This window comes from Bradyrhizobium sp. A5 (assembly GCF_042076515.1).
Lineage (GTDB): Bacteria > Pseudomonadota > Alphaproteobacteria > Rhizobiales > Xanthobacteraceae > Bradyrhizobium > Bradyrhizobium cosmicum.
In genome coordinates this window covers 4,441,382-4,461,469 of the sequence record NZ_CP148990.1, presented here as the reverse complement: position 1 = coordinate 4,461,469, position 20,088 = coordinate 4,441,382, and the positions used below count along the sequence as shown (strand labels likewise).

Sequence of the window (20,088 nt, the reverse complement as noted above, 5' to 3'; positions counted from 1 at the left end):
TCAGCGTCTCGCCAGCAGGCCCTGCGGCCGCACCGCCAGCACCAGCACCATGATCAGGAACGTCACGACGATCGCATAGGTCGGGACGTAGACCGAACCGAGCTGCTCGGCGAGGCCGATGATCAGCGCGCCGAGCGCGGCACCGGGAATCGAACCCATGCCGCCGACGATCACGACCACGAGGGACGCGAGCAGAAAGCGGATGTCCTCGCCGGGGGAGAGCGACTGGAAGGTGCCGCCGACCACGCCGGCGATGCCCGCCAAGCCAGCGCCGAGCGCAAAGACGAGCACGAAGACGATCTGGATGCGCACACCGGTCGCGGCGAGCATGTCGCGATCATCGACACCCGCGCGGATGATCATGCCGATCCGGGTGCGGTTGAGCGCGAGCCACATCGCGATGCCGATGATCGCGGAGGCCAAGAAGATCACGAGCCGCACCAGCGGATAGCGCAAATAGACCGGCTCGCCCGAGGGCTTCACCGCGGTGATCAGCGGCAGCTCGATCGGCCCGATCAGCCAGTTCGGCGTCTGGATTTGGTAGAAGTCGCCGCCGCAGGCCCACAGCATCAGATCGGCAAACACGATCGAGAGCCCGATGGTTACCATGGTCTGACGCAGGTCCTGGCCCTCCATGCGACGGAAGACCAGGACCTGGAGCAGGACGCCGACCAGCGCCGTCAGGATGAAGGCGATGATGAAGGAAAGGATCCAGGAACCGGTCGAGGCGCTGATGGCGTAGCCGACATAGCCGCCGAACAGATACAGCGAGCCGTGCGCGAGGTTGACGTTGCGCATCAGACCGAAGATCAGGGTAAAGCCGCTCGCGACGAGGAAATAGAGGCCGCCGAGCGTGATGCCGTTGAAGAGCGCGTTGAGGAAGACCCGCTTGCGGCCGATCGCCTCTTCAAGCCCTGCTGGCCACACCGCGAAGATCAGCCACAGCGCCACGGCAATCGCGATGATGACGATCAGCGCCCAGGCGGGATGACGCTCTACAAAGCGGGTCATGCCTTCACCTCGCACCGCTTGCGAGGCAAGGTCGCACGCAGACCGTCACCGGCCGCAAGCCCTGCCATGAACGTACGCTCCCTGTCGAGCGCGATCCTCTTTTCGGGACCGCGTTCCGTACACCCTAATGCGGCTGTAAGGGAGACGTTTGATCGACAGTATCTTTTCGCGCACCGGTCAGGCGCGCAAAACCTTGGCGGCGCGGCGATAATCGGTCGGGGCCATCCCGACATTGGCGGCGAAGAAACGAGTGAAACCGCTTTGCGAGGAGAAGCCGAGATCGAAGCCGATATCGGCGATCGGTGCCTCGCTCGCCACCAGCGATTCCAGCGCCTGCTCCATCATCAGCGTGTTGAGATAGAGGTGTGGGGTGACGCCGGTCTGGGTGCGGAACAGCCGGTAGAAATGAGGCCGCGACAGGCCGGATTCGCGAGCGATGGTGTCGAGCTCGATCTCGGCGCCGGGACTCTCCGACATCATCTTGATGCATTTGCGAACGCGAAAATCAGTCACGGAACCGTTTGGGCGCGGATCGCGCGCGGTCGCGGCCTGCTGCCAGCTCTCGTCGTAGCAGACGTCGATCAGCCTTCGCAGCTCGGCATCGAGGCTGTTGAGCGAGGGTGCGCCGCACACGAGGGCGGCGGCATGCCTGATCTGCTTGTCCAGCGCAAGCGACCGCGAGAACTGGGTCCGGCCGAAGCGCAGGCGGTCGGCGCCCGGCGCATCGGGCGCGAACCACTCCGCATTGACATAGAGCACGAAGAAAACCGCGCCGCCGTCGAGATCGGAGGGCAGGAAATTATGCGGCTCCCATGGATTGATCGCGACGACGGAGCCTTCGGTGAGCTCGTAACGCCCGTCGCTGACATCGATGCATGCGGAACGCCCCCCGACATGGAAGATCAGATGACCTTCGCGATGTGCGTGGATGTTGAAAGGGCGGTTCAACTGATAGACCGTCGCCCGGCCGAAGCGGCCGTGGAAGACGGCGAGCGCCCGGCTCATGCCTTCTCTCCCAGTAGCTCTTGTCTTTTTCGGTAACGTTCAACAACCGGGGAGAGAATGCAAGGGCGCACGTGTCGCGCTCTTTGCAAATCTCTCCCCGGTCAGTCATGGCTCGCGAACGAGACTACGTCAGTACTTCTTACATTCTGGTACTGTACGGCTTGGCAAACCGATCTTGGCGAACACCGCGGGGTCATAGCCCAGCGTCTGATTCACGTTCGGGATCACCTTCACGACCTTGGAGAACAGCGCGCCCTTGCCGTCGTCGACGACCTCGGTGACGAAGTTGGTGCCGATCGCCTGGCGGTTGGAGTCGAGCTTGATCTTGCCGTTGGGCGCGTCGAGCTCGATCTTGGCGAGGGCGTCCTTATACTTGGCCTGGTTGTTGGAAAGATCGCCGTTGACCTGACGCAGCGCCAGGATCAGCGCCATGGTCGAGCCGTAATAGTTGGTCGCGAGCAGCGACGGGCTCGGGAAGCGCTTGTTTGGCGGGAAGGCGTCCTGATAGTCCTTCACGAACTTCTGCCAATTTGGATTCTCCCAGGTGTCGGCCTGGCCGCTCGCGGCGAGCGTCCCGACCAACGCGCTCTTGGCGTTGCCCTTCGACGACAGGATGGTCTGGTCGATCATGATCGAACCGCCCATCAGATGCGCCTTGCCGCCGGCCTGCTGGTATTGGTTGAGGAAATTGACGGCGTCGGCGCCGCCGAGGCCGAGGTAGATCGCATCGACATCGTCTGGCAACGCGGCGATCACCGAGGCAAAATCCTTGGTGCCGAGCGGCACCCATTGCCGGTTGGTGACCTGTCCGCCGGCACCGCAGAATTCGAGAACTAGGCCGAACACCTGGGTGTAGATGAACGAATAATCCTCGCCGACGGTCGCGATCTTGCGATACTTCTTTTCGTCATAGGCGTATTTGCCGAGGCCCACCTGCCACTGCGCACCGTCCATGTTGTAGCGGAAGAAGTTCGGAGCCGGATCGACATAGGTCGTTTCCTGGGCGCCGGAAGCGGCATTGATGAAGGTCAGCTCCGGATGGGTCTTTGCGAAATTCTTGACGGCGATGCCCTCGTCGCCGGACAGCGGCGACAGCAGGATCTGCACCTTGTCCTGCTCGATCAGTTTTCGCACGGCGCGGACGGCGGAGTCCGGCGTTGCGTCAGTCGATGCGATAACGAATTCGAGCTCTTTATCGCCGACCTTCTTACCCAGCACGTTGAGCGCCGTCTGGAAGCCGCGGATGCCGTCCTCGCCGAGCACGGTATAAGTGCCTTCGAGGGTGGCGGTGACGCCGACCTTGATCTTCTCCTGCGCGAAGGCGGTGCCCGACAATAACAGGCTGCTCAACGCGATCAGTCCTAGACTGCCTTTCAACATTGCTCTCCTCCCTGGGGTTTTCTTGTCGCTGTTTTTCGCCGCACCCTCGCGCGTCCGCCGCGCGGTGCGGCGTTTCGGCAAGGCGAGCGGTCGCTTCGACGGTTTATTGGGAGGGAGGCTAGCCGAACTCGGATGCAGCGCACGCGTCGGAGCCATGCGCGGCTTAACGGGCAGTCTCATTTTGAATATTGCGGCGCAAATTGTTTCGCAATGCAATAGACTCGATCGTGCCGCGCGGCCGTAGCATGGAAGTCGAGGCGATGATCTCCAACCGCGACAAGGGCTTCGTCGTGCACGGCTAAGATGCCCAGATCGAGGTCAGTACCTTAAACGTTGGCCCGCTACGGCTTGCTGCACGGCAAGGTCATTAGCGTCTCGCGCGATGCCGTCGTCAAGGACAAGCCGCCAGAGCAAAATGGTGCTGCGAAGCAGGGCGGCCGCATTGTTCGAAATCGAGTGTGCCCGCATGCTCTATGCGGCGTGCGAGGCACGCAGATGCAGGTCGAGAACAAGATAGTCTACTTCGCGCCTGACAGGGCGGTGACAGTCGAGATTAAGATAGATCAGCGTCGGATGATCGAGTTTGTGATGCCGCCGCGGTTGGATATCGGGCAGGAGATTGAAGCTGTCGTGCCGTGAGGGGCTGTCAGTGCTCCCAATCGGCGTGGTCCAAGGCATGTGAGGTGTCCAGCCAGGCATTCCCGGGTGAAGTTGTCGACCTTGGCCAGGAGATGGAAGCGACAGCCGACTTCCCGCCGTAAGGGTCTCGAAAATGTGGCGCGTGCAGCCTCGCTTCCGTGCGCCGGACGTGTGCACTGATAATCCGAAGAACAGATTTTCGCTTCCAGTTCATGCACATATGGTCCTGGACGAGCCAGGCAGCAGAGGCTTGATCAAACCCAATTTCCCAGTCAGTCCATCTCAGTTAAATGAACGGCTTAGATCGAAAAATTTCTACGGCCCCCATGATGGATTGGAGCGAAAGTTCAAGTGTTTCAATCGGTAGAAGGCGGCGTGTGCACGACGTGTGCACCGGCAGATCAAGAGGAATCCATCGCAGGCAAGTCGGGACTCCTTCGTTGGAGCTGCGCGACGTCCGCAATGCGTCGACGGATAGAGAGCGGGTGCGCTGCGCAGCGCTGGGCGCCCGCGCAGGGCCTAAGATGCTTAGCTATCTCGCGAGGGCCCAGCATAGGTGAATCTCGAGGTGTCGCGTGAGCTGCAGTGAGAAAGCAAAAGCCGGGGTCGGGGGTTCGAGTTGCTCCCCCGCTTCCAATTGTTCGATTTCGTATGCCAAGCTACGATCTCGTGCGATTTCCGGCTCCTGATGGTAGCAGTTGGCGCACCAGAGATGCGAGCGTTTGCCGAACGAGGCAGATCTGATGTTGACAGCTTCTGGCGCCAACCGGAGATTGGCAGACAGAGGCATGTCGGGAAACAGGCGGCGGCATCGACGAGCTTGCGATGCGCTCAGCTCTGCGCGCTTAAGCCACGAGTACCGCTGACTGTCCGAGCTCCTTCGTTGCGAAAATGGGGCTTGAACGCATGCTCCGGCACGTCGCGCGACATGCAGCTGCCGGCATCGATCATGTAGAGAACTGCGTTATTGACCAGGCGAAAGATCCGGATTGTGCGGCAATAGTCATTCACGGCTTCGGCGATCAGCTCGCCCTCCGCCCGGTATGGCATCGAGAGCGTCGCTGAGCTTGAGGATCGCCGATTCCAAGTGACTCGTGCTGGCTTCGATCTGTCAGCCGCTTGCGCCTGGAAGCCCGCGATGAGTTCCATCGAAGCTCCAATCCGTCAGCAGCACCGGTGCCGGTTCAACACCTTAGCTAGATCGACAAGCCATTATCCGCCCCTGTCGACGTAGGGATTGCCGCCGCCAGCGCCGATAGAGACCCTCGCAGTATTTCCGAGGTGACTCTTGAGCCTTGTAAGTGCTTCGGCAGACCAATTTCGGACATCGGCAACGGCAACCCATGCCTCAACATAGTGTTCCGGCGCGTAGACATGGCCGTACCCGAGCGGCGTACCGGTTGCTACCGCCATGTCGACGGCGATCTGCAGCATGGTCACGACAGGATACCATCGCAGCTCGGGCGAGACGTCCGGGCCGCGCGGCGCATTCATCCAGGTTGGGCGCTGGTAGGCATACCGATGGTCGAAGAATGTGATCGGATCGCTTGCATATTGCAAGAAGACGACGCGCATCGGGCCCCATGGCGTGTCCGGGGCGACGGTCGGCCCGTTCTGGTTCATAAACCGCACGAAGCGGCCATCACGAAATGTGGGCAGCCAGGCCGGGGAGCCGGCATTGCGGTTCGCTGTGATCGAGCGCCAGATCCTGCTCGTGAAAGGTGAACCGCTCCAGAGTGCCCCGGCGATCGGATCGCCAATGGTCTCGAACAGCTCGGCGGAGTTTTGCGAATTCATTGCTCCAAGACTCAGGCCGTGAAGGTACAACTTTGGGCGCCGATCCTTCGGCAGCGTCGTCCAATGCCTGTAGATCGCGGCAAACAGGGCTCGCGCGGATTCCGCGCCGTATTCCGGTTGAAACAGCAGCGAGAGCGGGCTGTTGAGATAGGAATACTGCACGGCGACGCTGGCAACGTCGCCATCGGCAAGATACTCGATCGCATCCATCGCTGCCGGGTCGATCCAGCCTGTGCCGGTCGGGGTAATGACGACAAGAACGGAGCGCTCGAACCCTCCTTGGCGCTTGAGCTCGTCCAGTGCTAACTCTGCGCGCGCACGCGCCGTTTCCGCGCCGCGCAAGCCCACATAGACGCGGAGCGGATCCCGGGCCGGGCGGCCCGTGAATGCTCCGATCTGCGCGGCGGTCGGTCCGGAAGCCACGAACTCCCGCCCGGCACGCCCGAGTTCATTCCACTTCACCAGCGACGCGTCGCTTCCCGTTCGTCCGACCTCAGCAGGCTGCGGCCGCTCCGGTTCAAGCAAGGCGTCAAGCTCCCGAAACGACGAATCCAGCGCGCTGAAGGCTGCGCGAATGAGTAGATTGTTGGCGATCGACCAGACCACGACGACGACTAGGAGGAGGCCGACCAGGTTCGCAATCCGCCTCGGGATGAACCGCCGGATCCGGGCAGAGAGGAAGCTGGTAGCCAGCTTGAACGATTGCGCCAGCACGAGCAGCGCGAAGAACGTGATGAGCGCTATGGCGGAGACCTTGAGAGGATGGGCGGTTTCAACCAGCTCCATGTCCATGGCGGCACGGATCGAATTTTGCCATTCCGCCGCCCGCCAGAGAAACAGAATGATGATCACAAAGCAGCCCGCCGCGACCATCAGGTTGACGGCCGATCGGATGTGGGTCGATGGTTCGGGTAGTTCGAGGTAGTGCCAGAGCCAACGCCAGAGCACGCCGATCTCGTAGCCAATTGTAAAGCAGGCGCCGGCAAGGACCCCTTGCGTCAGATAGCTTCGCGGGACAAGCGTCGGCGTGAGCGCGGCCGCAAAAAACAACGCTCCCAAGACCAATCCGACGCCCGACAGAGAAGACAAGGACCGCCGGACAACATGCGCCGGAATTTTGACGATGCTCACGCCGCGCCACCTCCAACGCAGTTTGGGAATTCCGCCGCTTATATCGAACTTGCGTGAACGGCAAAGGACCGGCAGCGCAAGTGCGAAAACTCACCTCGTGGCTATCGAGCAGTACAGCAGGATCGGCATCAATCTTCCACTGCCTTACTCTCGCGGCAGCTTGTTGGCACGCGCGGGTTCGTCGTAACCTCTCCGGCGGCTGTAGTACATCAATGCCGTGAGGCCACAGCCCGCCACGAGCGCAAGTATGGCGGCGGCGCCGACGATGATGTTGCCATACAGCGGCATTGAGGGGGTCGCCCGCCAGACCGACACCAGGTACCAGACGGTGGCAACGAGAAGTGCCGCCAGTACGACGCCGATGAACCAATGAATCCTGCTGGGCACGGTTTCCTCCATCATATGGCTGGCTTGCACGGGTTTTCCGGCAAGTCTACCGGGCCAATGTCGCGTTTGCGCCGTTAACCCCATCGCCAGCCGCAATGACGATGGCCGCGATGCCAGTAGCATTTCCAGCGACGACGAAGCGGCGACGGACGCCCCCGACGCGGCGGGGGCGGGGCTCCCCACCATTGCGCATTTGTCACGAAATCTGACGGCTCCTCAGCGCCTCCAGGATGGGATGCCGCCGGCATTGCCTCGGCAATCTCGATCAGACACACGCCCATTGCGCCGACAGCGCCCGCGGCAAGCGTATTCCGAGCCATGGCGAGCAAAGCGCGGCGTGTCGACGTGCTCATTTTCTCACTCCTCCGCCTCACGACGTGAGAGGCCCCGGACTACCAATCGATCCTCGCGACAGGTTGCCGAAGGCATCGTTCGCAACAGGCTGCGCTCGAACCTAGTGGTGACCACCCAAGTCCTGCATCAGATGAAACCCTGAGGCGCCGCACGGGCATTTCCGATCGCCTCTCCGGATTCTGGCGGACCGGCGAGGAGCGTCGATCTGCGCAGCCGTGGGAGGTCATTTGGGATTGGTGTCCTTGTAGATGATGCCGTCCTTCATGATGATGACGAACTTGTTGGCGGGGTCCGCGATGAGGTGAATGTCTTCCAGTGGATTGCCGTCGACGAGCAGGAGATCGGCCAATGCGCCTTCTTCGACCACTCCGATCTTGCCTGGATAAGGATTGCGCGCACCGCAAAGTGCGAGCAGCTCTCCATTGGCCGACGTCGCCATTGCCAGCGCTTCCGCCGGCGTGAACCAGCGCGTGAGGTCCACGATTCCCTGACCCTGATGCTCGGCCAGTGCCTTCGAGAAGAGGATATCGGTTCCGAAGGCAGTCTTGATCCCGAATTTCTTGACGAAACCGTACACAGTGTCGGTTCCCGCCACGACCTGACGCATCTGCGCTTGTTGGGCTGGGGGGAGCATGGCGGCACCGCCGAGGTCCACGAATGGCTGCGTGCTCAGCCAGATATTCTTCTCAGCAATGAGACGTGCAGTCGGCTCATCCATGAGGTGACCATGTTCGATCACTTTGACGCCTGCGGCGATGGACCGCCGAATGGCGTTCGGCGTGTATGCGTGGGTCGCCACATACGTCCCCCAATCGGTAGCCGCTTCGACCGCCGCCCGTAGTTCCGCTTCGCTGAAGGTGGTCACATCAAGTGGACTAAAAGGCGAGGCCACGCCTCCGCCCGCCGTCAGCTTGATCTGGGACGCTCCCTGCATGAGCTGTTCGCGCACGCGCTTGCGAACCTCGTCGGGACTATCGGCGATCATGCTTCCGCCGAGCTGTTCGACGCGGCTCGTTCCGCCCTGGCTTTGCGGCAGCTCCCAGAGCTCGCGGAAATCTCCATGGCCGCCGGAGACGGTGATGACGGCGCCCGATGGGTAGATGCGAGGGCCCGGGACGATACCTTCATCGATCGCGCGCTTCAGCGAGAAGGCGGGACCGCCCATGTCTCTGACGGTTGTGAACCCCCGCATCAGCGTCGCCGTCGCTTCCGCGCCCGCCAGCAGCGTCGTATAGCCAAGGTCGCTCGACAGCATTTGGGCTGGTGTCGGGCGAACCATCGTCGCGTGCCAATGCATGTCGCTGAGCCCAGGCATCAGCACGCGCCCGCCGCCTGCTATGATGCGGGTGTCCGCCCGACGATCGATCGGGATGGGCGCGGTCGCGATCCGCTCGATAATGTTGCCGCGGATGAGGACATTCGATGGAGCTGAAAGCGCCAGGCTCCTCCCGTCGAAGATGCGTACGTTCTCGAAAATGGTGACGGCGGTGCGCTCCTGCGCCGCCGCCGAGTTGAGCAAGGTGCACGTCGCAAGAATAATCGCAGCACATTCAGCTTTTCGCATCAGCATAGCTCCTTCCGCCGGCATGTCGTCATCTCCTCCCGCGCGCGCCTAGCGTAAGATTAGTCACGCCGGCTGCGAGGTTCAGCCCAATTGATCGCTCGATCGATAACGGCTGGAGGATAACCGTTCGGCGAGAGCCGCCGATCAGGACGTTGGCGCCGAGACCCGGCCCCAATGCGATATTCCCGCTCGCGCCCACATAGTTTCCACGCAACGTACCGGGACCGATGCGTGAATTCCTCGCGAGGACAGCCCAAGAGAGCGTGCCCGCGCTGGTGACACCCAGATCGAGGCCGACGCGCCTGATCCGTCCCTCATAGATGTATTGCCGGGAGGGATTAACCGCGTGAAATACGCAACGCAGTTCCTGGGTCGATCCGAGGACCAACCCAACGCGCGGCGTGCTGGCGCACAAGAGTCTGCCGACCCTGAATGGTTCGGCACGCGATGATGGCGCGGCGGCGCAAAGCAACGCGGATACTCCGATTGTTGCAAGAAGCAGGTTCATTCAGAGCTCCATTTGAGTGCGAGAGTCGACGGGCCGGACCTCGGCTGCCGATGGCGACGCGGCGGGATCGTGGCGGGCATCGCCGAGATAGTCCTCGGCGTAAAACCTGATGATCGCGATGCGGCCGATGGCGACCAGCGGCATCGCGAGCGCGATGCCCATGACACCGAACAACGTCCCCAGGAGGACGATCGCAACGAGCGTCCAGCCGGGAGGAATCTCGATCGCCTGGCGCTGGATTAGTGGGCCGATCACGTAGCCCTCGACCGACTGAATGAACGTGTAGACGGCGACGGCCCAAATCAGCACCGAGCTGCCGAGCGGCATCGCGACGAGCGCGATCGGGATTGCGGCAGCGATCGGCCCGAGATATGGAACGAAGTTTGACAGGCCCGCCTGGAGACCAAGCACGAAAGGCCCGGGCAGTCCGATGACGTAAAGCGCGCCCCACACACACAATGTCATCAGGACGATACGGATCAATTGCCCGACGAACCACAGCCGCAACACGTTTCCCATCTCGTTCATTACCGCCCGCATCCGGGGGCGATATGACGGCTTCACGAGCAACACGAGGCTTTCACGATGGCTGATCGGATCAAAGCCAAAGAGGATGCCGAGAAACGTGATCACGAGCGCGGTGGTCAGGACGCTGGAGGCGCCGCCGAGGACGAGCCGGGCATGACTGAGAAGGCGGCTTTGATCGGACAGCAGCCATTGCGTGAAGTCGCGGCCCCAGTCCGGTCCAAGCAACTCCAAGCCGTAAGTCAGAAGATGCTTCTGCAGCAGGTCTAGCTGGGCATCCATGACCATGAGCAGAAGCCGCGTTTGCTCTGGCAGTTTGCCCGCGCCCCAGACCAGCCCGAACACCGCCAACGCCGTGAGCAGGACAAGGACTAATGCCATCCGCCAGGGACGGTCAAGCGGAAGAACGAGTGCGAGTGCTCTCGCTGCGGCATCCAGGAATGCGGCAAAGAGCACGCCCGCAAAGACAACGAGGAGACTTGGCGTGGTTTGCCATACCAGAAAGAGCGCGACGCAGGTCGCCAGCAAAATGATGCTCGTCGCGAGATAGCCGGGGCGCCCGTCGGTTGCCGGCCCATCGGGAGGGGCGCGTGGCGCGACCTCGTGTGGGCGATCCTGTCCTGTCAGCGCACTGCTCATCGTCGGGGCATCTCGCAGGTGCAGTGCAGCCTCCTCGCATGTGGACCTAAGTGCGAACGCGGCGGCTGCCATAATGTGGATGCACGCCTCCCCGATGACGCCAGTGGCGATGTTTGGTCGGATTCGTGTTGGTGTTCGGTGTGTTCGACCTGTTCGTAACCGGGGGGTGGGTAGGTTGCCGTGTCGCGGATGTGCCCGTCACGGACGACTGTGCCAGAGAGGAAATCGGATGTATCGCCGCCATCGATCCCCCGAGTATCAGAGCGCAGCATATTGTCCGGAGATACATCTTCAGCTCCAATGGACCAAAGCGACTTCAGATCGAGATGCGTGCAGCAGATCGATCGCGGGTCTTGGTCTTCCTGATCCGCAACCTTAGAGATCGCCTTTCGACCCGCACATCAGGGATACTCTGTAGGCGGGCGGGGCGGGAATCGGCGCGCCGAATTCCACGCGGCGACTTTCAGGTCTCGGGCGCGACCCTGCTCTGTCGGCAATTCGTTGAGAGGGCTCGTGGAACGGCTGCCAAGGCGACGAGCACAACGCCCATTCCGAAAAAATCGCCAGCCTTGGTGAGCTCTGCCGCAATACGCCGAGCGTGCTGGATGGCAGCGTCCCGATCGGCGTGCTCGAAGCCCACCTCGTCTGTGGAGAGACCGTATTTGTCGACAATATGAAAATAGTAGCGCACGCCCTGGATTAGTCCGGTGCGATTCCGCCTTCCAGTGACAAATATGTAAGGGGCATTGGCCAAAGGGATGAGATCCCCGCGACCGCGAAGCTTCTGCAAACGATCCGGTCTGCCTCTAGGGCTCATACCCCCTCTCGGCCAAGCCGGCGAGGTGCGGCACCTCGGGCGGCGAGCTCTGGGAGCGCCGAGATTTGCAGGCATATTTAAGGCGATTTTGTAATGCTTTTGAGTGTGGCCGCGGCATGTTGGAGGGACATGCATGATGTCGCGACAGTCTCTCCCCGATTTGATGCCTCGGTGAAAAACTACTTGGTAATGTATTCGCTGCGGGGTAATAATTGGTACAACCGTAGGGTGATGTCTTGAAGTCCAGTCCGGGATGTCAAGTTGCTTTCAAAGCCGGCAATGACCGGACATGCCGAGATTGCGCCGACGATCTTCTCTTTGCGGTACGTCCTTTGGGTGACGGGAATTTCGTGTACGAGGGTGTGAATCCGTCGTTTGAATCACGCCTTGAGATGTCCTCGCAGGAAATCTGGAACCTCGAGGTTTCCGACTGCATTGGCAGGAAAGACGCTGAGTCCGTTTGTGAAGCCTTGCAGGCGTGTCTCGCGGAAAGGACCGAGATCAGAATTCGCCATCGTCTCGCGCTGGGCGGATCTCGGCAGAACATCGAGACCAGAATCGTCCCGATCATCGATTCGGTAGCCGGCGTCATCGTCCGATTGATCGGCAGCCACCGGATCCTCGATAGGAAGTCCTCCGAGAGCGCAATACAACCGAAGGCCTTCAGCTTGGCCTCCATCCAGGAGGACATTCAGCAGCGGATCGCGTCCGAGCTCCACGATTCGACTTGTCAGCACCTGATCGCTGCGAGCCTCGGCTTGATGCGGATCCGCACCCATTTCGGTGCTCTCCCCGGTGGAGAACAGCTCTGTGATGAAATCGACGCCTCGCTCGAGGAGGCTCTGAGAGAAATCCGAGCGTTGACCTATCTGCTGCATCCCCAAAGCCTGACGATCGACGGGCTGAAGGCGACGATCGAGCAGTATGCCAGGGGCTTTGCTACGCGCGCTTCGCTGCAGGTCAGCACTAGAATTCCGGCTGTCGTCGACCGATTGCCTTACGAGAGCCAGCGTTCGCTGCTGCGCGTCGTTCAGGAAGGGCTGACGAACGTATTTCGCCACGCGAAGGCCACGGAGGTCAAGATCGCGATCGACGCGACCGACGGGCGTCTTCGGCTGACGATCAGGGACAACGGGCGCGGCTTTCCGCTCGGCCACCCGGCGCGGGGCGGGAAATCGATATCGATCGGGGTCGGCATTCCCGCGATGAGAGCCAGAGTCGAGCGGCTTGGCGGCAGGCTCGACATCCAGCCCGATCCGGCGGGACCGGGCCACGGCACGACGCTCTGCGCAGTATTGCCTTATGACCTTGCTGTGAAGGACTCAGTCGGCGCGAGAGGTCACTAGGACCATGAGGGCTTACGCAGGCAGGTAGAAGAAAGAACACTGGCCACCAGTGGCCGGCTCCTCCCGTTTGAGGGGCCGGCTCCTGAGTCAACGAACCTGGAGTGCTCCGCCATGAAGCGGATCCTTATCGCCGACGATCATGACGTGGTGCGTTCAGGCTTGCGCGCCGTGCTTTCGCAACGCGCGGACTGGGAGGTCGTTGCAGAAGCGACCGACGGAAGCAAGGCGGTCGCCGCCGCCATCGAGCACCAACCTCACGTCGCCATCGTCGACTTCTCCATGCCGCGCATGACGGGAGTAGAGGTCGCGCGTCGGATCAGGGAATACCCACTTCAGACCGAAGTGTTGATCTTCACCGTCCACAATTCCAGTCTACTCGCGCAACAGGCCCTTCAGGCCGGCGCGCGCGCTTTCCTGTCCAAGTCGGATGCGAGCAGGTTCCTGCTGACCGCCGTGGATTCGCTTCTTGCGCACAGGCCGTTCAGCATCCGGAGCAGCTCGAGCGAATTCGACCGTGTGAGGGGTGCTATGGCGCCCGATAACGGGCTTACGCCGCGAGAGCAGCTCGTCGCCAAACTGGTCGCAGAAGGCTACAGCAACAAGGGCATCAGTGTCATCCTGGGCCTCAGCGTCAAGACCACGGAAGCGCATCGGGCAGCGGCAATGCGGAAGCTTGACGTGAATTCGACAGCGGGTCTGGTCCGATATGCGGCCCGGGTGGGGCTGATTGATTTGTGAGCAGGCGCGTGCCCATCGGGTATTTGCCCGGCGACATCAGGGGTTTTCTAGGATAACGCCTCGAATGATTGCCGGTATCGTTGACCCAATCTGCGGCCGGCAATTTCCTTGATGCCGCGGATCGGCACACGGGAACGACGCCGTGAAGAGCATCCTGGTTGCGGATGATCATGAAGTGGTGCGCTCCGGAATCCGCGCCATCGTCGAAACTCGCTCCGAGTGGACCGTCAGCGGAGAAGCAACTAATGGCAAGGAAGCCATTGCATTGGCGCTGGAGACGTTCCCCGACGTCGTGATCGTCGATTATTCGATGCCTGTGATGAACGGGCTGGAGGTCAGTCGTCGTCTCAAGTCCATGCAGCTGCGCACGGAAGTGTTGATACTGACGATGCACGAGAGCGAGGAGCTGTTGACCGAAGCGATTCTGGCCGGCGTTCGCGGTTTTCTATTCAAGTCCGACGCGAAAAAGCACTTGATTTCGGCGATCGAGGCGTTGCTCGACGGCAAGCCCTATTTCACCAGCATTCTGCTGGAGAAGATGCTACATGACTATCAGCTCAGCAAGCACAACAGGTCCGACATGCTGCTCACCTCGCGCGAGCAGAGTGTGGTTCAGCTCATCGCGGAGGGCCACACCAATCGCTCCATCGGCGCCGTCCTGAAGCTGCGCGTGAAGACTGTCGAGACACACCGCGCGTCGGCCATGCGCAAGCTGGGGATGTCGTCGACGGCCGAAGTGGTCCGCTACGCGATCCGCAAGAAGCTGGTCGCGCCTTGAGAGGTCTGGTCGCGGAACGAAGCGATCTGCTCGGTATATTTCCCGCCGACAATCAGGGTTTTTGAGGAACGCCGCATTGCGCCCCATCGCGTAAAGCTAGCGCAGGTGCCGGCGTGCTCGCGATCGCTGATCCGGCATGGCGAAAGTCCTGGCAATTCCGCGAAGGGCCTGACGAGGAGCGTGATATGAGGCGACTACTGATTTTGCTCGTCCTGATCGGCCTTGCGACGACGGTTTCCCTATCCGAGGCCGTTGCGCAAAGTAGCGCTGCGCGAGGAGCCGTCTCGGGCGCCATCATTGGCGGGGCGGTTGGCGGGCGACGAGGCGCGGCAATTGGCGCCACCGCCGGAGCGATCGCCGGCGCCAATTCGCGGCATCGGCATTGGCACAACTATTATTGGCGCCACGGTCGGTGCTGGTACCGCGCCCGCAACGGGCGTTCCCATCCGGTGTCCAGCAGATACTGCCGCTGACGGGATCTTGCGGATGGTGTGCGTCCTGAGAGAAGCGGTGGAAGATAGTCGGGCGCTCGAGTGACCGGACCGATGGTCCCTGCGCGAGAGCCCGCCGCGCCCCGCGTTCGGGGAGGCGAGGTTTCAGGAGGCAACAAATGTCGAACTATGAACCAGATCTCACGAACCCAAGCCTCGGTGGCGCCGCTGTTGCGATCGACGTCGGATTGCGCGACTACATGCTCCGCATCTACAACTACATGGCGGCGGGCGTCGGCCTCACTGCTGTGGCGGCATGGCTGACCTATCAGCTCACGGGTCCTGCATTGCTTCAGAACCCGGTGATGTGGATATTCATCCTGGCGCCGCTCGCGCTCGTGTTCTTCATCGGATCGCGCATCAATTCGCTGTCGGTCGGAACGGCGCGGCTCCTGTTCTTCGTCTATGCGGCGCTGGTCGGCGTATCGCTTTCCACGCTCCTGCACATCTACACCAGCGCCTCGATCGCGCGGGTCTTTTTCATCGCGGCCGCTATGTTCGGGGCGCTCAGCGTATTCGGTTATACCACGAGACGCGACTTGTCCGGGCTCGGCAGCTTCCTATTCATGGGCTTGATCGGTGTCATCATCGCAAGCTTGGTCAACCTCTTCCTTAGGTCTTCGGGAATGGATTGGCTGATCTCGATCGTGGGAGTCGCTGTCTTCGCCGGGCTCACCGCCTACGATACGCAGAGGATTAAGGCGATGTATGATGCCGGCGACGGCCATACCATAGCTGGGCGCAAATCCGTGATCGCTGCGCTGTCACTTTACCTCAATTTCCTCAATCTCTTCTTGATGTTGCTGCGCCTGGCAGGCGGCCGACGGTAGCTGGTATGTCGGCTGCGCCGTTTCGACGATCATTGCCGTTCAGAACGATCCGAAGATCGATCCCAGGACGAGGACGGCGCCAAGCGCGATGATGCAAGTCACGATCACGGTCATTACCATATCGAGATAGCTCTCGCCGTGGGTCAACCCGCTGATCTGGAACAGCAACAGGACCGTGCCGTTGTGCGGGAGGGCATCGAGCGTGCCGGCACCGATCGTGGTCACGCGATGCATGAGTGCAGGATCGATGCCGTGCTCCGCGGCAAGCCGCACATACGTGTCGCCGAGGATGTTGAGGACGATCGCCATTCCCCCGGACGCGGTGCCGGTCAATCCGGCCAGCACGTTCACGGCGATCGTGAGGGAGACGAGGGGGCCTCCGCCGACGGAGAGCAGCGCATCGCGCACATCTGCAAAGGCCGGTAGGGCGGCAACCACGGCGCCGAAGCCGACGAGACTGGCGATCGTCAGTATCGGCAATACGGATGAGATGGCGCCAGCGTCCAGGCTCTCCCGTAGCGCCGGGAGACGCTTGTAGTTGAGGAGAATAACGGTCAGGGTCGCTGCCGCAAGCGCAATTACGACCGACCAGACGCCTGCTACCGCTCCGATCGTCGTTCCGCCCCACATCTTCTCCGTCAGGAACGAAAAGTCGAGACGGGGCAGTATGACGAGCGACATGAGAAAGTTCATGCCGATGACGACGCCCAGCGGCAGCACCGCAAGAGTGAAGGGAGGCACGCTGGCACTGTGCTGACCGTGCTGAAACTCGGCCGGATCGAAATCGCCGGCCGCCGACGCCTGCACGCGAATTGTCTCGTTGACGGGAGAAGTCGCCAGTCCATCGTGGTAACCCTCGCCTACCTTGCGCGCTGCCGCCTCGGCGCGCCGGAGCCACCACATGCCGAGAACCATGATGATGATCGAGGCGATTATGCCCAGACCGGGCGCCGCGAAGGTTGTCGTGCCGAAGTACGGCATCGGAATGGCATTGTTGACGGACGGCGTTCCCGGCATTGCCGACATCGTGAATGTGAATGCTCCAAGACCGATGGCGGCCGGCATCAGGCGGCGCGGCAGGTTCGCAGCCTGAAACATCTCTCTCGCCATCGGGACCAGGACGAAGAAGGCGACGAAAACGCTGACGCCGCCGTAAGTCACCACCGCTGACGCCAGAACCACCGATAGCATCGTGCGGCGGGTGCCGAGCCGTTCGGTCAGGAACCGCGCGATCGACGTGATTGAACCGCTGTCGTCCATCAGCTTGCCGAACAGCCCGCCGAGCAGGAACATGGGAAACCACTGCGTCACGAACCGCCCGGCACCGCCCATGAAGGTCTGGGTCCAGTGAGCGAGAAGTGGCTCGCCGGAAATCGCGGCCGCCAATATCGCCGCGGCCGGGGCAACCATCAGGACGCTCCATCCGCGATACGCGAGCCACATCAGCAAGCCGAGACCGAGAAGTATCCCCACGAGTCCCATGGCCTAAGCCTCCGCTAGGTTGCTGAATTCGCCGCAAGCGTTGCCGCGTCGTCGCGCCCCGCCGAGGGTTCGAAACATTGGCGCGGCAGAAGGAAGATCCATGTGACGAGCACGAAGGGCGCGGTGAGTGCGGGAATCGCAAGGGGCGTCAGGGCAACGTTCAGCGCCGCTTGCGCAATGACCGTGACCAGCGTGCCCAGCATGGCGTAGGTCGCGACGCGCCAGCTCGGCCGGTAAAACACGGTTCCCAAGGCGATAGCGGTCAGAACCGGACTGAAACCGAGGAGGCCGCCGGTAATCAGCTCGCTCTCGGCTCCGAAGAGATGCGCCGCCAGAACGGCCAGTATCGCACCCGCGAGTGCGAAGCCGGCGGCGGGCAACGAATTCACGGCAAGCCCGATGAGCAGCAGAAGCGCAGCCACGCCGTTCCCCTTCAGGAAGACCTGCGAGATGCTTTGCAGGACGCCGTTGAGGAGGTCGACGAGTTTGAGCGGGTCAGCCTCATAGGGCTGAAACGCCGTGACGCCGCCGCCGGAGGGCAATGCGGCTCCTCCGAGACCGGAGAAGCCGTACGTGGCCAGCAGGAGGAGCCACGTCGTAATCACGAATGGAAGCGTGAGGCTGGACAGCCCCAAGGGCTTGACGGTGTTGGCGATACCGAGCATCGCGATCACCGAAACCGCCGCTCCCAGCACCACATAGAACCACATGAGTGCATTGGGGGACAGAAACGTTGCCAACGCGAGTCCGACGAGGATTCCGTTGTACCCGTAAAACCCGGAATGGAGCGAGGCAGCATCGACGCGAAGCCATTGTGCCGTCAGATTGGCGACGACGAGCGCGAGGATACTGGCGATGGCGATCCTCGGCACGCCGGCTGCGTACGAGGCCCAGGCGATCGCTGCCAGAAAGAGCAATCCGGTGAGCGGGTTGTCCTGAAGCATCACCTGTCCGGTGCTGCGCAAATTGACGTCCAGAAATCGCAACACATATGACGATGCGCAGATGCCCTCCCATTTTCTCAGGACCGTTTCCATGCCTGCCTCCTCGAACGTGTCCGCTAGCGCCAGAGATAGGGAGGAGGTAGCGAAGCGCCGACGACCTCCTCACGTACCACTGCCCAGAACTCGCGAACCTTGGCCTTGACCTGGGCGGTCTCGCGTCCCAGCACCTTGAACACGAGGCCGGCATCATTGGGCAGATGACACGCGCCGAACGCCAAGCCGCCGGCGCGGTCAAGATCGGCCGCGGCACGCGCGTGGATTCGTTCCGCCTTGTCCTTGGGGGCGCACAGGATCACATTGGCGAACACATCGAAGGAATCCATCACGCCGGTCTGCCGCATCGCATATCGCTGCGGCTCGATAACCAGTTTCTCCGCAAACAGGATCCGACCGTCGGGTCGCGCGCCGGACGTTGACATCGACAATATCGTGGCCCCGAAGCATTCGTCGGGATGATGGTGCTTGCGGCCGGGTTGAACGATCTCGGAGAGGAGCAGGGTGGCCGAGGGCGCCACGAAGATCTGCGTGTCGCTGAGGTAACGCGAGTGCCTATGGGGGATCACGGGGTCCGGGAGAAATTCCAAATAGGCATCTTCCGCGACCGTGATGGTCTGGCTCTGGGCTGCATAGTTCGCCTCCATCGCGTGAACCTTGGTCGCGGATTGCGAGGTGATGTGTGCCTGCGCACGCGGACCCAGGGTGACGTCGAGCGCGAGTCTGTCTCCTTGCAGCATGCAGCCGGTCGTGGTGATCAGGAATACGGAGGCGAGAGCCGGCATCTCCTCGTCGCAATAGAGCGCGCGCTGGACCATGTAGGGCGCGCGCCGCTCTAGCTTCGCTAGAACCGTCCGTCCCGAGCGGTGCTCTAGGCCGAGACGCAGAAAGCCCGTCTTGCCGACCGCGCCGCTCTTCATCTGCGCCGGCTCGTCCTGAAACCGGGCAAACTCCGGGCTGGTTGCGCCGATGACTTCAGCGCGCGTCCAGGGAGGAAAAGCCGCTCGTGTCATGCCGGGCGCCGTAGCTGTCGATGGACATCGAACAGGAATTCCCGCTCGATCAATTCGACCAACGCCGGAATGCCCTGACCCGTCTTGCAGTTCGTGAACAGGAACGGCTTGAGGCCGCGCATCATCTTTGAATCGCGCTTCATCACCTCCAGGCTGGCACCGACGTGGGGTGCAAGATCGGTCTTGTTGATGACCAGGACGTCGGAATAGGTGATACCGGGTCCGTTCTTGCGTGGAATCTTGTCGCCCGCGGCGACGTCGATTACGTAGATGAAATAGTCCACCAGCGCAGGCGAGAACGTTAGCGTCAGGTTGTCGCCGCCGCTTTCGATCAGTACTACATCGCTGTCCGGGAAGCGCCTCTCCATGTCTTCGACTGCCGCAAGGTTCATGCTTGGGTCTTCTCGCACGGCAGTATGGGGGCATGCGCCCGTCTCGACGCCGATGATGCGCTCCTGAAGCAAGATTCCCTTGAGAGTGCGCTGAACATGCTTGGCGTCCTCGGTCGTGACCACGTCATTGGTGATAATGAGAACTTTGATGCCGAGATCGAGCAGGCGTGGCGTGATGGCTTCGACGATCGCGGTCTTGCCGGATCCGACCGGGCCGCCGATGCCGATGCGCGTGATGTTCTTCGACATTCGAAGCTCCCATT

At 61.6% G+C, this 20,088-nt stretch carries 20 protein-coding genes; 6 read left to right on the top strand and 14 right to left on the bottom strand.

Annotated features, from left to right (window positions below; all coding sequences use genetic code 11):
* The 3 genes from WHZ77_RS21510 to WHZ77_RS21500 all read right to left on the bottom strand — a co-directional run bounded on the left by WHZ77_RS21510 (position 1) and on the right by WHZ77_RS21500 (position 3,396).
* A complete protein-coding gene (locus WHZ77_RS21510; protein WP_375309768.1) occupies positions 1 to 1,011 on the bottom strand; it encodes a branched-chain amino acid ABC transporter permease in 1,011 nt (336 codons plus the stop codon).
* Positions 1,012 to 1,188: 177 nt separating this feature from the next.
* The gene (locus tag WHZ77_RS21505; RefSeq protein ID WP_375309767.1) at positions 1,189 to 2,016 is read right to left on the bottom strand and encodes an AraC family transcriptional regulator; all 828 of its coding nucleotides are present in this window, start codon (positions 2,014 to 2,016) and stop codon (positions 1,189 to 1,191) included.
* Positions 2,017 to 2,145: 129 nt separating this feature from the next.
* Positions 2,146 to 3,396, bottom strand: coding sequence for an ABC transporter substrate-binding protein (locus WHZ77_RS21500; protein ID WP_375309766.1), 1,251 nt, complete (start codon positions 3,394 to 3,396; stop codon positions 2,146 to 2,148).
* A 333-nt stretch (positions 3,397 to 3,729) separates the two neighbouring features.
* Between WHZ77_RS21500 and WHZ77_RS21495 the strand changes: the two genes are divergently transcribed.
* Positions 3,730 to 4,035, top strand: coding sequence for a hypothetical protein (locus WHZ77_RS21495; RefSeq protein WP_375309765.1), 306 nt, complete (start codon positions 3,730 to 3,732; stop codon positions 4,033 to 4,035).
* 831 nt (positions 4,036 to 4,866) lie between these two features.
* On the opposite strand, the gene WHZ77_RS21490 is transcribed toward WHZ77_RS21495, so the two are convergent.
* From WHZ77_RS21490 to WHZ77_RS21460, 7 genes are all read right to left on the bottom strand, one after another.
* Positions 4,867 to 5,184 carry a hypothetical protein gene (locus WHZ77_RS21490; protein WP_375309764.1) on the bottom strand — a complete coding sequence of 106 codons (318 nt, stop codon included), beginning with the start codon at positions 5,182 to 5,184 and terminating at the stop codon, positions 4,867 to 4,869.
* A gap of 63 nt (positions 5,185 to 5,247) precedes the next feature.
* Positions 5,248 to 6,957 carry an alpha/beta hydrolase gene (locus tag WHZ77_RS21485; RefSeq protein ID WP_375314783.1) on the bottom strand — a complete coding sequence of 570 codons (1,710 nt, stop codon included), beginning with the start codon at positions 6,955 to 6,957 and terminating at the stop codon, positions 5,248 to 5,250.
* Positions 6,958 to 7,107: 150 nt separating this feature from the next.
* Positions 7,108 to 7,350, bottom strand: a complete 243-nt coding sequence (locus WHZ77_RS21480) for a hypothetical protein (RefSeq protein ID WP_375309763.1) — start codon at positions 7,348 to 7,350, stop codon at positions 7,108 to 7,110.
* A 577-nt stretch (positions 7,351 to 7,927) separates the two neighbouring features.
* Positions 7,928 to 9,268 (bottom strand): amidohydrolase family protein, encoded by a 1,341-nt coding sequence (locus WHZ77_RS21475; protein WP_375309762.1) that lies wholly within the window; start codon positions 9,266 to 9,268, stop codon positions 7,928 to 7,930.
* Between the two features lie 28 nt (positions 9,269 to 9,296).
* Complete coding sequence (locus tag WHZ77_RS21470) at positions 9,297 to 9,776, bottom strand: DUF992 domain-containing protein (protein ID WP_375309761.1); 480 nt, start codon at positions 9,774 to 9,776, stop codon at positions 9,297 to 9,299.
* Positions 9,777 to 10,940: an AI-2E family transporter gene (locus WHZ77_RS21465; RefSeq protein WP_375309760.1), complete on the bottom strand. Its 1,164-nt coding sequence runs from the start codon at positions 10,938 to 10,940 to the stop codon at positions 9,777 to 9,779.
* A gap of 463 nt (positions 10,941 to 11,403) precedes the next feature.
* Positions 11,404 to 11,757: a hypothetical protein gene (locus tag WHZ77_RS21460; protein WP_375309759.1), complete on the bottom strand. Its 354-nt coding sequence runs from the start codon at positions 11,755 to 11,757 to the stop codon at positions 11,404 to 11,406.
* 236 nt (positions 11,758 to 11,993) lie between these two features.
* On the opposite strand from WHZ77_RS21460, the gene WHZ77_RS21455 reads away from it, so the two are divergent.
* The 5 genes from WHZ77_RS21455 (at position 11,994) to WHZ77_RS21435 (ending at position 15,940) form a co-directional block, all read left to right on the top strand.
* The gene (locus tag WHZ77_RS21455) at positions 11,994 to 13,103 is read left to right on the top strand and encodes an ATP-binding protein (protein WP_375309758.1); all 1,110 of its coding nucleotides are present in this window, start codon (positions 11,994 to 11,996) and stop codon (positions 13,101 to 13,103) included.
* Between the two features lie 111 nt (positions 13,104 to 13,214).
* Entirely contained in the window at positions 13,215 to 13,841 is a 627-nt protein-coding gene (locus tag WHZ77_RS21450) for a response regulator (RefSeq protein ID WP_375309757.1), read from the top strand.
* A gap of 142 nt (positions 13,842 to 13,983) precedes the next feature.
* Positions 13,984 to 14,619, top strand: a complete 636-nt coding sequence (locus WHZ77_RS21445) for a response regulator (RefSeq protein ID WP_375309756.1) — start codon at positions 13,984 to 13,986, stop codon at positions 14,617 to 14,619.
* 185 nt (positions 14,620 to 14,804) lie between these two features.
* Positions 14,805 to 15,092, top strand: coding sequence for a YMGG-like glycine zipper-containing protein (locus WHZ77_RS21440; protein WP_375314782.1), 288 nt, complete (start codon positions 14,805 to 14,807; stop codon positions 15,090 to 15,092).
* A 137-nt stretch (positions 15,093 to 15,229) separates the two neighbouring features.
* On the top strand, positions 15,230 to 15,940 hold the full coding sequence (locus tag WHZ77_RS21435) for a Bax inhibitor-1/YccA family protein (RefSeq protein ID WP_375309755.1): 711 nt from the start codon (positions 15,230 to 15,232) through the stop codon (positions 15,938 to 15,940).
* Positions 15,941 to 15,979: 39 nt separating this feature from the next.
* Here the strand turns inward: WHZ77_RS21435 and WHZ77_RS21430 are convergent, their stop codons facing one another.
* Genes WHZ77_RS21430 through ureG form a run of 4 tightly spaced genes read right to left on the bottom strand, consistent with a single transcriptional unit; the run spans position 15,980 to position 20,074 of the window.
* Positions 15,980 to 17,422, bottom strand: coding sequence for a GntP family permease (locus WHZ77_RS21430; protein WP_375309754.1), 1,443 nt, complete (start codon positions 17,420 to 17,422; stop codon positions 15,980 to 15,982).
* Positions 17,423 to 17,436: 14 nt separating this feature from the next.
* Positions 17,437 to 18,459 (bottom strand): urea transporter, encoded by a 1,023-nt coding sequence (gene yut / locus WHZ77_RS21425; protein ID WP_375309753.1) that lies wholly within the window; start codon positions 18,457 to 18,459, stop codon positions 17,437 to 17,439.
* Between the two features lie 23 nt (positions 18,460 to 18,482).
* Complete coding sequence (locus WHZ77_RS21420; RefSeq protein ID WP_375309752.1) at positions 18,483 to 19,433, bottom strand: urease accessory protein UreD; 951 nt, start codon at positions 19,431 to 19,433, stop codon at positions 18,483 to 18,485.
* Complete coding sequence (ureG, locus tag WHZ77_RS21415; protein ID WP_375309751.1) at positions 19,430 to 20,074, bottom strand: urease accessory protein UreG; 645 nt, start codon at positions 20,072 to 20,074, stop codon at positions 19,430 to 19,432. The genes WHZ77_RS21420 and ureG overlap by 4 nt, the downstream gene beginning before the upstream one ends.
* Positions 20,075 to 20,088: the final 14 nt, after the last annotated feature.

Coding starts and splice junctions, on each gene's coding strand:
- WHZ77_RS21510 (WP_375309768.1), bottom strand. CDS start 1,011: ATGACCCGCTTTGTAGAGCGTCATCCCGCCTGGGCGCTGATCGTCATC.
- WHZ77_RS21505 (WP_375309767.1), bottom strand. CDS start 2,016: ATGAGCCGGGCGCTCGCCGTCTTCCACGGCCGCTTCGGCCGGGCGACG.
- WHZ77_RS21500 (WP_375309766.1), bottom strand. CDS start 3,396: ATGTTGAAAGGCAGTCTAGGACTGATCGCGTTGAGCAGCCTGTTATTG.
- WHZ77_RS21490 (WP_375309764.1), bottom strand. CDS start 5,184: ATGGAACTCATCGCGGGCTTCCAGGCGCAAGCGGCTGACAGATCGAAG.
- WHZ77_RS21475 (WP_375309762.1), bottom strand. CDS start 9,268: ATGCGAAAAGCTGAATGTGCTGCGATTATTCTTGCGACGTGCACCTTG.
- WHZ77_RS21470 (WP_375309761.1), bottom strand. CDS start 9,776: ATGAACCTGCTTCTTGCAACAATCGGAGTATCCGCGTTGCTTTGCGCC.
- WHZ77_RS21465 (WP_375309760.1), bottom strand. CDS start 10,940: ATGAGCAGTGCGCTGACAGGACAGGATCGCCCACACGAGGTCGCGCCA.
- WHZ77_RS21460 (WP_375309759.1), bottom strand. CDS start 11,757: ATGAGCCCTAGAGGCAGACCGGATCGTTTGCAGAAGCTTCGCGGTCGC.
- WHZ77_RS21450 (WP_375309757.1), top strand. CDS start 13,215: ATGAAGCGGATCCTTATCGCCGACGATCATGACGTGGTGCGTTCAGGC.
- WHZ77_RS21440 (WP_375314782.1), top strand. CDS start 14,805: ATGAGGCGACTACTGATTTTGCTCGTCCTGATCGGCCTTGCGACGACG.
- WHZ77_RS21435 (WP_375309755.1), top strand. CDS start 15,230: ATGTCGAACTATGAACCAGATCTCACGAACCCAAGCCTCGGTGGCGCC.
- WHZ77_RS21430 (WP_375309754.1), bottom strand. CDS start 17,422: ATGGGACTCGTGGGGATACTTCTCGGTCTCGGCTTGCTGATGTGGCTC.
- yut (WP_375309753.1), bottom strand. CDS start 18,459: ATGGAAACGGTCCTGAGAAAATGGGAGGGCATCTGCGCATCGTCATAT.
- WHZ77_RS21420 (WP_375309752.1), bottom strand. CDS start 19,433: ATGACACGAGCGGCTTTTCCTCCCTGGACGCGCGCTGAAGTCATCGGC.
- ureG (WP_375309751.1), bottom strand. CDS start 20,074: ATGTCGAAGAACATCACGCGCATCGGCATCGGCGGCCCGGTCGGATCC.